We start from the raw sequence: 12752 nt of genomic DNA on the forward strand, positions 1-12752 counted from the left end.
TGGGCATCGCTGCTGGCGGGAGGGTTCCGCCTCATCCGGTTAACCGGTGGCATTGCCCGCCGGCAACCGTATCGCCCCGCACTGCGGGGACCAGGAGAAAGCATGCGTATGCGTATCACCTCACCCCGTCTGCGTTGGCTGCTGGCTGGCGGACTGTTGCTGTGCACCGGGCTGAGCGCCGCGGCCGACTGGAAGCGCGGCATCGAGCATCAGCGCATTGCCGACCAGGGCAACGGCACCTTCCTCAACCCGGTGCTGGCCGGCGACCATCCTGACCCGTCCGTGCTCAAGGACGGCGACGATTACTACCTCACGCTGTCCTCGTTCGATGCCTACCCGGGCCTGCCGATCTGGCATTCGCGCGATCTGGTCAACTGGCAGCCGCTGGGCCATGCCATTACCCAGAATGTCGGTGCGATCTGGGCACCGGATCTGATCAAGCACGGCAAGCGCTATTACATCTACTTCCCGGCCCGGCGTGGCGACCAGGGCGAGCGCAGCAACTTCGTGGTGTGGGCCGACGACATCAAGGGCCCGTGGAGCGCGCCGATCGATATCGGCCTGGGCAGGTACATCGACCCCGGCCATGCAGTGGGCGAAGACGGCAAGCGCTATCTGTTCCTGAGCGGCGGCGATTATGTGCAGCTCTCCGACGACGGCCTCAAGGTGGTCGGCACGCCCAAGCACGTGTACGACGGCTGGAAATACCCGGAAAGCTGGGACGTGGAAGGCTACGCCCAGGAAGGCCCCAAGATCACCCGCCACAACGGCTGGTACTACATGACCACCGCCGTGGGCGGCACCGCCGGCCCGCCGACCGGGCATATGGTGATCACCGCGCGCTCGCGCTCCATCCACGGGCCCTGGCAGAACGCGCCCAACAACCCGATCACCCGCACCAAGAGCGCCGACGAGCCGTGGTGGTCGCGTGGCCACGCCACCCTGGTGGAAGGCACCGACAAGCGCTGGTGGATGCTTTACCACGGCTACGAACACGGCTTCTGGACGCTGGGCCGGCAGGCGCTGCTGGACCCGATCGAATGGACCCCGGACGGCTGGTTCGTCGCCAAGGGCGGCGACCTGGGCACCCCGCTGAAAAAACCCAGCGGCCAGGCGCTGCAACACGGCCTGGCGCTGTCGGACGACTTCCGTGCCGCCACGCTCGGCCCGCAGTGGGCGTTTTTCAACCCGGCCGCCGATGAGGCCAAGCGCCTGCAGGTGGGCGATGGCGTGCTGCGCCTGCAGGGCAAGGGCAACGCCCCGCGCAATGCCTCGCCGCTGACGGTGATCGCCACCGACCCCGCCTACCAGTTCGAGGTGCAGATGACGGTGGCGCCGGGCGGGCAGGGCGGGGCGCTGCTGTTCTACAGCGACAAGCTCTACGCCGGCGTGGGCAGCAATGGCGAAAACTTCGTCATGCACCGCTACGGCGAAGAACGCCCCGGCACGCTGGCGCCCAGTGCTACCGGTGGCACCTTGTGGCTACGGGTCACCAACAACCGCCACATCGTCACCATCCACAGCAGCACCGACGGCAAGGCGTGGACCAAGTACCCGGTGCAGATGGAGGTGTCCGGCTACCACCACAACGTGGCCGGCAAGTTCCTGGCCTTGAAGCCGGCGCTGTATGCCGCAGGCCCCGGCCAGGTGGAGTTCCGCAACTTCCGCTACCGCGCCCTGGACTGACCGTTCTGCATCGTCGGGCATGCCGCGGCGAGGCCTGCCGCGACAGGCCCTGCATGGCGGGCCTGCGCTCTCGGCAGGCTGCGCTCAGGTCTGCCGGCCCTGTGGCCGGTAGAATCCAATCAACTTCAACGGTTGACCGCTATGCCCGCCCGCAAGATGCCTGAAGAGGGAATGCCCGGCCTGCCGAAGGGCAAGGTAGCCACGATCAACGACATCGCCCGCATGTCGGGCGTGTCCAAGAAGACCGTGTCGCGGATCATCAACAACTCGCCGCTGGTGCGGCAGGACACCCGCGAGAAGGTCGAGGCGCTGATGCGTGAGGTGGGCTACGCGCCCGACCCGCTGGCGCGCGGGCTGGCGTTCCGGCGCTCGTTTCTGATCGGCATGGTCTACGATAACCCCACCGCCCAGTACATCGTGGACATGCAGTACGGCGCGCTGGACGCGCTGCGCGGCTCCAGCTTCGAGCTGGTGGTGCACCCCTGCGACAGCCGCAGCCCCGGCTACATCGAGGGCGTGCGTCGCTTTGCGCAGGCGCAGAAGCTGCACGGGGTGATCCTGGTGCCACGCGCCTCCGAAGACCAGGCGCTGGCCGACATGCTGGCCGAAATCGGCTGCCGCTACACCCGCATCGCCTCGATCGCGCTGGACGCCACCTCGCAGACGGTGATCACCCACGACCGCGACGGTGCGGCCGAAGCGGCCGATTACCTGCTCTCGCTCGGCCACCGCGACATCGCCCTGGTCACCGGCCCCAGCGCCTACCGCTCCTCGATCGAACGCACCTCGGGCTTTGCCGACGCACTGACCCGGCGCGGCATCGAACTGCCGCCCGAGCGCATCGTGGAAGCCGGCTACACCTTCGAATCCGGCGTGGCCGCGGCCGAAAAGCTGCTGCTGGGCAAGAAGCGCCCCACCGCCATCTTCACCGGTAACGACGAAATGGCCGCCGGTATCTACAAGGTCGCCCTGCGCGCCGGCATCAGCATCCCGCGCCAGCTCTCGGTGATCGGCTACGACGACAGCTCGCTGGCCTCGCGCCTGTGGCCACCGCTCACCTCGGTGCGCCGCCACACCCGCGACACCGGCCGCACCGCCGCCGCCATGCTGATCCAGCCGGACAACGCCCCGCAACTGCCCACCGCCAGCGTGCGCCCGCACCTGATCGTGCGCGACTCCTGCCAACCGCCGGAAGATTGAGCGCCCCGAGCCGCGACCCCACGCGGTACGGGCCTTCCGCTCCTTGCGGGACGGCGCGCCCGTCAAGGTGACAACTGCAGCCCCGCACGGCGGCCCCCATCCGCCCTTCGGGCACCTTCCCCCGCAGGCGGGGGAAGGCAGTCCACCGATCGCTGCGACAAAGCCCCTCTCCCTGCAGGAGAAGCGCTCTAAGCCCCTCTCCCGCCGGCGGGAGAGGGGTTGGGGTGAGGGCAAGGCGGCAGACAGCCATCCAAAAAAGCCAAGCCGCGAGCCTTGGTAGCAGGTCCACATACGCCTCTACCCGACCACCAGGCTGCGCACCCAACACCATCCGCAGCCTCGCACCCTCATCCGGCGCTACGCGCCACCTTCTCCCGACGGGAGAAGGGGTTCCCATTCCGCCACAGCTCCATCTTGCACTGCGCAATGACACCGGTTAACCAGAGCCGGTAGACTACCCCGGTGCAAGCCCTCTTTCCCCCCGCTTGCCCCGGAGATCGCGCATGTCCCTGTACTGCAAGACCCACTACGCCACGCACCCGGACGCCATCAAAGGCGCCAGCAACGACGACCTGCGCGAGCTGTATCTGCTCGACGGCCTGTTCGTCGACGGTGCGGTGACCCTCAAATACACCCACTACGAGCGCTTCGTGCTCGGTGGCGCCGCACCGCTGGGCACCGCAGTGGAGCTGCCCAAGCAGACCGAGCCGGCATCGGCCGCCGGTCACGCATTTCTGGAGCGCCGCGAGCTGGGCGTGATCAACGTCGGCGCGGGCGCCGGCACCGTGACCGTGGACGGCACCGCCTACACGCTGGGGCCGAAGGACGGCCTGTACGTGGCGATGGGCAGTACCGATGTCAGCTTCGCCTCGGACGATGCCGCCAACCCGGCCAAGTTCTACCTGGCCTCGACACCGGCGCATGCGCGCTTCGAGACCAAGCAGCTGTCGATCAAGGATGCGGTGGCACTGGACCGGGGCGCGCTGGAAACCAGCAACGAGCGCACCATCTACCAGTACATCGTGCCGGCCACCTGCCAGTCCTCGCAGTTGCTGCTGGGGCTGACCGTGCTCAAGCCGGGCAGCGTCTGGAACACTATGCCGCCGCATCTGCACGACCGCCGCAGCGAGGTGTATTTCTATTTCGACCTCGGCGCCAACGACCGCGTCTACCACTTCATGGGCGAGCCCGACGCGCAGCGCCACATCGTGATCCAGAACAACGAAGCGGTGGTGTCGCCGCCGTGGTCCATCCACATGGGCGCCGGCACCAGCAATTACGCCTTCATCTGGGCGATGGGCGGCGAAAACCTGGATTACACCGACATGCACGTGCTGGACATCTGCCAGCTCAAGTAAGCCCGCGTTTCAGCAAGGCCGGCACCACAGCGTCGCCTCGATCGCGCTAGGCGCCGGCAGCGTCAGCGCCCTCCATCCGGCGCTGGCACTGCACCCGTTTGAACAATGCAATCGGCCGCGCATCGCGCGGTTCACTCATCACATCACGGCACATCCAGCAGGAGCGACAAGGTAATGAGCAATCCGTTCAGTCTCGAAGGCAAGGTCGCACTGGTCACCGGTGCCAATACGGGCTTGGGCCAGGGCATCGCGCTGGCACTGGCGCAGGCCGGCGCCGACATCGCTGCCGCCGGCATCCAGGCGCCCACCGAGACCGAACAGAAGGTCAAGGCGCTGGGCCGTCGCTTCCTCGCCATCGAAGCCAACCTGATCAGCATCGAACCGGTGCAACGCATCGTCGACGAGACCATCGCCGGGCTGGGCGGGCTGGACATCCTGGTCAACAACGCTGGCCTGATCCGCCGCACCGACGCGGTCGATTTCAGCGAGCAGGATTGGGACGACGTGCTCAACGTCAACCTGAAGTCGGCGTTCTTCATGGCGCAGGCCGCCGGCCGCCACTTCATCGCCCAGGGCCGCGGCAAGATCATCAACATCGCCTCGATGCTGTCGTTCCAGGGCGGTATCCGTGTCCCGTCCTACACCGCCAGCAAGTCCGGCATTGCCGGCATCACCCGCCTGCTCGCCAACGAATGGGCCAGCAAGGGCGTGACCACCAATGCCATTGCGCCGGGCTACATGGCCACCGACAACACCGCGCAGCTGCGTGCCGACCAGGATCGCAACAAGGCCATCCTCGATCGCATCCCGGCCGCGCGCTGGGGCGAGCCGTCCGACCTTGGCGGCACCGCGGTGTTCCTGGCCAGCAGCGCCTCGGATTACGTCAACGGCGCCATCATCCCGGTCGACGGCGGCTGGCTGGCACGCTGATCCAGATCGCACGGCGGCGGCGCGCACCGTCCAGCGCGCGCCGCCGCCGCCCCTGGTGTTGCCGCGATGTGGTGTCCTTCTCCCGCCTGCGGGAGAAGGTGCCCGAAGGGCGGATGAGGGCAGCCCTCGCCCGCAACCGCGATCAACGGCGCGCAACGTATTGGTCACGTCTTGGTTATCTCTAGCGCCAACGCCCCGGACGGGCAGCGCAACCGAAAACACCTCGCGGCGGCACCATCGCCTTCATCTTTTTTCGAACCACTCTTTCCCAACCAATCGGAGCATTCCCATGAAAATCGCACTCATGAATGAGTTTAGCCAGGCCGCCAAGAACCCGGTGATCCTGCAGCAGCTCAACGACGTCGCCAGCGAGCAGGGCCACAGCGTGTTCAACGTCGGCATGGACGGCGACAACGATCACCGCCTGACCTACATCCACCTGGGCATCGTCGCCAGCCTGCTGTTGAACTCCAAGGCCGTGGACTTCGTGGTCGCCGGCTGCGGCACCGGCCAGGGCGCCATGATGTCGCTCAACGCGCACCCGGGCGTGTTCTGCGGCTACTGCATCGAGCCGACCGATGCCTACCTGTTCGCCCAGGTCAACAACGGCAACGCGCTGTCGCTGGCATTCGCCAAGGGCTACGGCTGGGGCGCGGAAATCAACGTGCGCTACATCTTCGAAAAGGCCTTCAGCGGCGAGCGCGGCCTGGGCTACCCGGCCGAACGTCGCGAATCGCAGGCCGCCAATGCCGGCATCCTGACCCAGGTCAAGCAGGCCACCGCCAAGTCGTACCTCGACGGCCTGCGCACCATCGACCCGGAGCTGATCAAGCAGGCCATCGGCGGCGAGCGTTTCCAGCAGTGCCTCTTCGACAACGCCCAGGATGCGGAAATCCGCAACTTCGTCGCCGGTGTACTGGGCAAGCCCGAAGCCGCAGCTGCCGCCGCGTAACTAGCAAACGCGCTTGAGCCCCTCTCCCGCCGGGGCGAGAAGGTACCGCTTGCGCGCCGTTGGCGCGCGTACCTTGGAGCGTCCGCGCTGCTAGCGCGGGCAGGGGCGCGGAGCGGGGGTTGGGGTGAGGGTATGGCGGAAGACGGTTGCCTCAAACGGATAAAGACTTGAGACGACAGTAAGGCGGTCCAGCATTTTCAGTAGGCCCGCACCCTCATCCGCCCTCCGGGCACCTTCTCCCAAAGGGAGAAGGAACAGCGTCGTGTACTTGGCATTTCCCCGGAGCCCACCATGCGTCTGCTGCTGTTCGCATCGCTGCTGCTCTTTGCAAGCATTGCCCACACCGCACCCCACCACATCTTCATCGCCGGCGATTCCACCGCCGCCGATTACGGCCCGGAGCGCGCGCCGCAAGCCGGCTGGGGCCAACTGCTGCAGGAGTGGTTCGACCCGGCGCAGTGGCAGGTGCACAACCACGCCAAGGGCGGCCGCAGCACGCGCAGTTTTATCGCCGAAGGCCGCCTGGATGCCATCGCAAAAGAATTGCAACGCGGCGACATCCTGCTGATCCAGTTCGGCCACAACGACGCCAAGCGCGAAGATCCCACGCGCTACACCGATCCCACCACCGACTACGTGCAGTTCCTGCGCCGCTATATCGCCACCGCACGCGACACCGGCGCCACCCCGATCCTGATCACCCCGGCCGCACGTCTGCTCTACGACTTCGGCGCGCTGCTCGACACGCACGGCCGCTACACCCTGGCGATGCAGCAACTGGCCGCCGAAGAACGCGTGGCCCTGATCGATCTCAACGCCAGTTCCAGCGACTGGATCCGCGCACTCGGCGAACAGGCCGCCAAACCGTATTTCCTGTTCGTGCCCGAACAACACAAGGCAGACGGCACCCACTTCAGCCGCGCCGGTGCCACCGCCATCGCCTGCCTGGTCGTGCACGGCTGGGTGCAACTGCAGCCCGAGCTCAAGACGCAACTACGCCGCGATGCCGACTGCGGCGCAGCACCCGACACCGCCGCCCAACGCGCCACACAGGTGTATCCCTCGCTGGTGCTGCACGAACGCGATCTCGCCCGCGAACAACCCGGCCCCCACGGCGGCGCCGGCCCCACCACGGCCTACCCGTTCTTCGCAGACGCGCCGGAGCTGAAGTTCGTGCTGCGCAAGCGCGTGCTGCACAAGGGCGCCGGCATCGGCCTGCACCTGCACGACAAGGACGAGATCTATTACATCGTCAGCGGCCGCGGCTTGTACGCGCTGGATGGCAAGCAGTACGACGTCAGCGCCGGCGACGCGCTACTGACGCGGCCTGGCAGCACGCATGCCTTGCAGCAGATCGGTGAGGAACCGCTGGTGCTGCTGTTGGCCTACACGCAGATACCGAAAAAATAACCGGCGTAAAGCCGACCAGGTGACGTCATCGGTCGACGACTCCACGCGCGCGTTGAGCGGTGTGTTGAACCAGCCAGGCGTACCACGGCGATCGGCAAGCTGCAGGTCCACAGCCGGCGATGCAGTACCTGCATGCAGTAGGCAGCACGGGCAAAGCCCTCAGGCCTTGTCCACGCCGTAATGCGTCAGGCCCAGGCGCGCCAGGTCGCCGAGGCGGCGGTAATACACCTCTTCCCACCCCTGCACGCGCTGGCGGTCGGCCTCGTTCATGGCGTCGAGGATGTCTTCGATGCTCAGCAGGTCCGGGTCTTCCTCCAGCCGTTCGAACACCGCGCCCAGCCCTTCGATGGCCTGCCGCGTCTGCGCTGCGCCCATGGCCGCAAGGCCGCGCAGTGCGTCGCTGCGGGTGGCCGCATCCCAGCGGTCGAAATAGCGCGCATAGCCGCTTTCGCTCATGTCCGCATCCAGCCGGGCCAGTGCGATCAGCTCACGTTCGCCCGGCGTCAGCGCGTCCAGGCGTCCACGCAGCGTGGCCAGTTTTGCCTGCGCGCGTGCAGCACGCCGGCGCCACAGCAGCTCGGGCATGTGGAGCAGGCCTTCGGGCGTGGGTGGTGCGATCGCCGGCCAGTTCACCCCGAAGCCGTCGTCGGTGAGTTGCCATTGCGCACGCTGCGGCGGTGTCGCCTTGAGCAACAGGCGATGGGCCTGGATGGGCTCATCGATGCGGATGCCGTTGGCCAGGGTGAACAGCAGGCGGGTGTCGTCCAGCTCCAAGCGCCGGATACGCAGATGCGTCAGGTCCATTGAGCGAAGGCGGTGTGGGGAGGCTTGACCTTAGTCCGCGGTGGCAGCGGTGTCGAGTCGGTGTGCTTCACATCGCAGCGTCACCAGCATGCATCGCCTCACGCCGCCGCAGTGGGCAGCACATGATTTCAGCCGGTGCCTCACACGTCGCCGTCGCGGCTCCAGCCCTCGCCGGTGCCGCGCTGGAACGCCAGATCGCTTGCCAGCACGTCGCCGGCCGGCACCTGCGCCTGCTGGGCGAGATCGGCGTAGATCGGGGTGAAGTCGGGCGCGGTGGCGTCCATCAGCTGCGCAAAGCTGTCGATGACGAAATAGGTCTTCTGGAAGCTGTCGATGCGGTAGCGGGTGCGCATGATGCGCTGCAGATCAAAGCCAATACGGTTGGGTGCAGCCGACTCCAGCGAGTACAGCGACTCGCCCTTGGACGAGACGATGCCGGCGCCGTAGATCCGCAGCCCCTGCGCAGTCTTGATCAGGCCGAACTCCACCGTGTACCAGTACAGCCGCGTCAGGTTCTGCAGCGCGTCCGCGCCGATGCCATGCGCCTTGACCCCGCCACGGCCATAGGCCTGCATGAAGTCGGCAAACAGCGGGTTCATCAGCAGCGGCACGTGCCCGAACAGGTCATGGAAGAGATCCGGTTCGGCGATGTAGTCGATCTGGTCGGGCCGGCGGATCCACCACGTCACCGGGAAGCGCTTGTTGGCCAGGTGATCGAAGAAATCCAGCTCCGGCAGTAGGCCTTCCACCCCCACCAGCGTCCAGCCCGTCGCCGCCTGCAGCACGGCATTGAGCGCATCGAAGCGTGGAATCTGCCGATCGTCCATGCCCATCGCGTCCTGCGCCTGCAGGAACTCATCGCAGGCGCGGCCCACCAGCAACTCGCGCTGGCGGCGATAAAGCGTGCCCCAGGTGGCATGGTCGTCGCTGCTGTACCCGTCCCACGGCTGATTGACCACTGCGGTTGTGTAGACCGGCACGTAGCCCTTGTCGGTGAGCTGGTTTTCGACGCGGCGCGGGGCAGTGTTCATGCGGTAGAAATCCCATGGCGGCAGCGGTTCACCTTATCCGGATCGCGACGCAAGAGGCTTGCGAACCTTGCGTGCCGCGACCGGTTGCGCGCAAGATTCGTGCGTCTGAATCTGCTGCTGCGCAACATATGGATCAGCCAATCGCCCTGGACCGCACCGATCTGCGGTTGCTTGCCCTATTGCAGACGCAGGGGCGTACCAGCAATGCCGAGCTCGCCATGCAGGTGAACCTGTCGGCCTCGGCCTGCCTACGCCGCACGCAGCGACTGGAGGCCGCCGGCATCATCGCCGGCTACGGTGCGCGGCTGGATGCCCGCGCGCTGGGGCTGGGCCTGCAGGCCTTCGTGCGGGTGCAGCTGGAACAGCATGGCCAGGCCGATATCGACCGGTTCGCCGATGGGGTGCGCGGTTGGGACGAGGTGGTGGCGTGCTGGGCCCTGACCGGCGACATGGATTATCTGCTGCAGGTGCAGGTACGCGACCTGGAGCATTTTTCGCGGTTCCTGCTGGATCGCCTGCTCAATGCCACCGGCGTGTCGGACGTCAACTCCAGTTTCGTGCTGCGCACGGTCAAGGCGCCGGAAGGGCTGCCGCTGTCGCATCTGGGCTGAGCGGGCGCGCTGCATGGGCAGGTGGCTGGCGGGCCCTCCACGTTGTTCCCAAAGTGCTGCGCGCCGCGCTGGCCACGTTCGCGCGCGTGCGTGGCTGCGATGGGGAGCCGTCCTTCGTCGTCATCCATACCACCGGTGTCGCCCATGGCGGCATCTTCCGGCAGCGTGAGCGTGTTACCAGCACGCGCGCTGCCACCGACACGCGCGCAGCCACCGACGGCGCCCGTGACCTGGCCGGTGCGTCGCCGTCTTCACCACGCCGCGGCGTGTCGTGTTGATGCACGACGCGCGTTGCCGAGCCATCGACGTGACGGCTCGCCACGACCAAGCGACCCCAACCGCGCCACACTTGTCGCACAAACGATAACGATTTACATTTGCGTAACGTCTGGCCGGTCCGGCCATGTCCTCTCGTCGATCCGCCAGCCTTTGCCAGGCCAGCCAGCCATCGCCTGAGCAGGACGCTGACACATGACTGCCTCCCTGCTGCCACGCCACGGCGTGCGCCCACGATCGATGAGAGACCGATGCCTGCATTGCCCCATTCCCTGACCACGCTGTCTGTCGCCCTGCTGTGCGCGCTGAGCTTGCCGGCCCCGGTGCACGCGGCCGACCTGGCCGATGCCAAGACGCTCGACCAGGTCAACGTCAACGGCACGGTGAGCCGCGCGCAACCGGCCACCACCACGCGCCTGCCGCTCACGCTGCAGGAAACCCCGCAGTCGGTGAGCGTGATCGGGTTGCAGCGGCTGGAAGACGAATCGCTGTTCAGCATCGACGATGTGATGCGTAACGTTACGGGCGTCAACGTGTCGTTCTACGACACCCAGCGCCCGCTGTACTTTGCGCGCGGCTTCCAGATCACCGATTTTCAGGTCGACGGCCTGCCGACCTATAGCGGGGCGACCAATCAGGAATACGACACGGTCTTCTACGACCGCATCGAAGTGATCCGCGGCGCCAATGGCCTGCTCACCGGCGCGGGCATTCCTTCGGCCACGGTGAACCTGCTGCGCAAGCGCCCGGGCAAGGACTTCGATGCGTCGTTTGCGGTGAGCGCGGGCACCTGGGATTTCCGCCGCATGCAGGCCGACGTCAATGCACCGCTGACCGAAGACGGGCGTTTTCGCAGCCGTGTGGTGGCCGCCTGGCAGGACCGCGATTACTACTACGACCGCTACCACGACAACAAGATGTCGGGCATGGCGGTGCTGGAGGGCGACCTGACCGACAGCACCACGCTCACCGTGGGCTACCAGCGCCAGGACAACAGCCCGGTCGGCTCGACCTGGGGCACGGTGCCATTCTTCGCCGCCGACGGATCGTTGGCCAATCTGCCGCGCTCCACCAACATGGCACCGGAGTGGACGCGCTGGCAGCGCGAAACCAGCACCGCCTTCGCCAACCTGGAACAGCGCTTTGGCGAGGACTGGCTGCTGCGCGTCAACTACGCCCATACCAAGGGGCAGGTGCAGAACATGCGCGTCTACGGCACCGGCTATCCGGCGGCCGATGGCAGCGGCATTTTCCTGCGCACAGCGGCCGGCGAAACCGAGGATGTCCGCGACAGCGTGGACGTGTACCTGTCGGGCGGGTTTTCGCTGTTTGGCCGCCAGCACGATGTGGTCGTCGGCGGCAGCTGGCAGGATCTGCAGTCCACCGCATATCCCACCGTGCAGACCTATCCGGATGACTGGGCCACCTGCATCAGCCCGACCGGGGCGCGCGAGCGCTGCTATTTCATTCCGGACATTCGCAACTGGAACGGCGACATTTCCGAGGTGACCTACGCGCGCAACGGCCGGCGCAATGAAGCACGCACCACGCAACGTGGCGTGTACGCCTCCACCCGCTTCCGTCTGGCCGAGCCGCTGTCGCTGATCGCCGGCGCACGCCTGAGCACCTGGCAGACCCGCACCCAGGCCTTCAGCGCCAGTGGCAGCTATACCGGCACCAGCGGCCGCTACAAGGTGAGCGACGAAGTCACCCCGTATGTGGGGCTGGTCTACGACATCGTGCCCGACGTCTCGGTCTACGCCAGCTACACCGAGATCTTCAATCCGCAGAACTACCGCGACAAGGACAACAACCTGCTCGCGCCGGTGGAAGGCTCCAATCTGGAAGCCGGCATCAAGGCGCAATTGCTCGACGGCCGCGCGATGGCCACCGCCGCCGTGTTCGAAGCCAAGCAGGACAATTTCGCGGTGCGCGACATGACCCAACCGGAAGGCGCATTGCCCGATGGCACCTCTGCCTTCATCGGCGTGGACGGCACCAAGAGCCGTGGCTGGGAAGTGGATTTCAACGGTGAGATTCTGCCGGGCTGGACGGTCAACGGCGGCTACACGCACGTCAAGGTCACGCGGGCGCCGACCGATGCGATCTACGCCAATCTGCCGGAGGATTATCTGCAGCTGTCCACCCAGGTGCGCCTGCCCGGCGCCTGGGACCGCCTGAGCATCGGCGGTGGCATCAGCTGGCAGAGCGCGGTGCGCGGCTTCAATATCGAACGCCCCATCGGCGACGGCAGCGGCGCCACCACGCCGGTCACCGTGGTGCAGAACCCCTACGCGCTGGTGCATTTCAACGCCAACTACCGCATCAGCGATCAATGGACCGCCACGCTGGCGGTGCGCAACGCCTTCGACAAGACCTACTGGGCGAATCTGGATTATCAGAACTACGGCGAGCCGCGGTTCGTCAGCGTGTCATTGCGTTGGCGGTATTGAGGTCGATGGCGATGCATGAGCCTGAGTGAGATACGGGGGCC

The 12752-nt window shown here is 66.5% G+C and carries 10 protein-coding genes; 8 read left to right on the forward strand and 2 right to left on the reverse strand.

Translation table 11 applies throughout. The features are described 5' to 3' along the window. Positions 1-102 precede the first annotated feature (102 nt). The 6 genes from RZV17_RS00870 to RZV17_RS00895 all read left to right on the forward strand — a co-directional run bounded on the left by RZV17_RS00870 (position 103) and on the right by RZV17_RS00895 (position 7536). The gene (locus tag RZV17_RS00870; protein WP_355606417.1) at positions 103-1686 is read left to right on the forward strand and encodes a family 43 glycosylhydrolase; all 1584 of its coding nucleotides are present in this window, start codon (positions 103-105) and stop codon (positions 1684-1686) included. Between the two features lie 141 nt (positions 1687-1827). Next, positions 1828-2886 carry a LacI family DNA-binding transcriptional regulator gene (locus tag RZV17_RS00875; RefSeq protein WP_029218312.1) on the forward strand — a complete coding sequence of 353 codons (1059 nt, stop codon included), beginning with the start codon at positions 1828-1830 and terminating at the stop codon, positions 2884-2886. A gap of 503 nt (positions 2887-3389) precedes the next feature. Continuing rightward, positions 3390-4244, forward strand: a complete 855-nt coding sequence (gene kduI, locus RZV17_RS00880; RefSeq protein WP_047695036.1) for a 5-dehydro-4-deoxy-D-glucuronate isomerase — start codon at positions 3390-3392, stop codon at positions 4242-4244. 174 nt (positions 4245-4418) lie between these two features. Beyond that, positions 4419-5174 (forward strand): 2-dehydro-3-deoxy-D-gluconate 5-dehydrogenase KduD, encoded by a 756-nt coding sequence (gene kduD / locus RZV17_RS00885; RefSeq protein ID WP_039407056.1) that lies wholly within the window; start codon positions 4419-4421, stop codon positions 5172-5174. A gap of 289 nt (positions 5175-5463) precedes the next feature. After that, on the forward strand, positions 5464-6126 hold the full coding sequence (locus RZV17_RS00890; protein WP_355606421.1) for an RpiB/LacA/LacB family sugar-phosphate isomerase: 663 nt from the start codon (positions 5464-5466) through the stop codon (positions 6124-6126). A gap of 291 nt (positions 6127-6417) precedes the next feature. Further along, positions 6418-7536 carry a GDSL-type esterase/lipase family protein gene (locus RZV17_RS00895; protein ID WP_123137587.1) on the forward strand — a complete coding sequence of 373 codons (1119 nt, stop codon included), beginning with the start codon at positions 6418-6420 and terminating at the stop codon, positions 7534-7536. 159 nt (positions 7537-7695) lie between these two features. Here the strand turns inward: RZV17_RS00895 and RZV17_RS00900 are convergent, their stop codons facing one another. Further along, positions 7696-8340, reverse strand: a complete 645-nt coding sequence (locus RZV17_RS00900) for a DUF4375 domain-containing protein (protein ID WP_039407065.1) — start codon at positions 8338-8340, stop codon at positions 7696-7698. A gap of 140 nt (positions 8341-8480) precedes the next feature. Then, the gene (phhA, locus tag RZV17_RS00905) at positions 8481-9371 is read right to left on the reverse strand and encodes a phenylalanine 4-monooxygenase (protein WP_355606426.1); all 891 of its coding nucleotides are present in this window, start codon (positions 9369-9371) and stop codon (positions 8481-8483) included. Positions 9372-9499: 128 nt separating this feature from the next. Between phhA and RZV17_RS00910 the strand changes: the two genes are divergently transcribed. Both RZV17_RS00910 and RZV17_RS00915 read left to right on the forward strand, forming a co-directional pair. After that, positions 9500-9982: an Lrp/AsnC family transcriptional regulator gene (locus RZV17_RS00910; RefSeq protein ID WP_039566292.1), complete on the forward strand. Its 483-nt coding sequence runs from the start codon at positions 9500-9502 to the stop codon at positions 9980-9982. Between the two features lie 527 nt (positions 9983-10509). Beyond that, positions 10510-12711, forward strand: coding sequence for a TonB-dependent siderophore receptor (locus RZV17_RS00915; RefSeq protein WP_047695028.1), 2202 nt, complete (start codon positions 10510-10512; stop codon positions 12709-12711). The last annotated feature ends 41 nt before the right edge of the window (positions 12712-12752 follow it).

It is taken from the genome of Xanthomonas cannabis (genome assembly GCF_040616535.1).
Taxonomy (GTDB): domain Bacteria; phylum Pseudomonadota; class Gammaproteobacteria; order Xanthomonadales; family Xanthomonadaceae; genus Xanthomonas; species Xanthomonas cannabis.

Coding starts and splice junctions, on each gene's coding strand:
- RZV17_RS00870 (WP_355606417.1), top strand. CDS start 103: ATGCGTATGCGTATCACCTCACCCCGTCTGCGTTGGCTGCTGGCTGGC.
- RZV17_RS00875 (WP_029218312.1), top strand. CDS start 1,828: ATGCCCGCCCGCAAGATGCCTGAAGAGGGAATGCCCGGCCTGCCGAAG.
- kduI (WP_047695036.1), top strand. CDS start 3,390: ATGTCCCTGTACTGCAAGACCCACTACGCCACGCACCCGGACGCCATC.
- kduD (WP_039407056.1), top strand. CDS start 4,419: ATGAGCAATCCGTTCAGTCTCGAAGGCAAGGTCGCACTGGTCACCGGT.
- RZV17_RS00890 (WP_355606421.1), top strand. CDS start 5,464: ATGAAAATCGCACTCATGAATGAGTTTAGCCAGGCCGCCAAGAACCCG.
- RZV17_RS00895 (WP_123137587.1), top strand. CDS start 6,418: ATGCGTCTGCTGCTGTTCGCATCGCTGCTGCTCTTTGCAAGCATTGCC.
- RZV17_RS00900 (WP_039407065.1), bottom strand. CDS start 8,340: ATGGACCTGACGCATCTGCGTATCCGGCGCTTGGAGCTGGACGACACC.
- phhA (WP_355606426.1), bottom strand. CDS start 9,371: ATGAACACTGCCCCGCGCCGCGTCGAAAACCAGCTCACCGACAAGGGC.
- RZV17_RS00910 (WP_039566292.1), top strand. CDS start 9,500: ATGGATCAGCCAATCGCCCTGGACCGCACCGATCTGCGGTTGCTTGCC.
- RZV17_RS00915 (WP_047695028.1), top strand. CDS start 10,510: ATGCCTGCATTGCCCCATTCCCTGACCACGCTGTCTGTCGCCCTGCTG.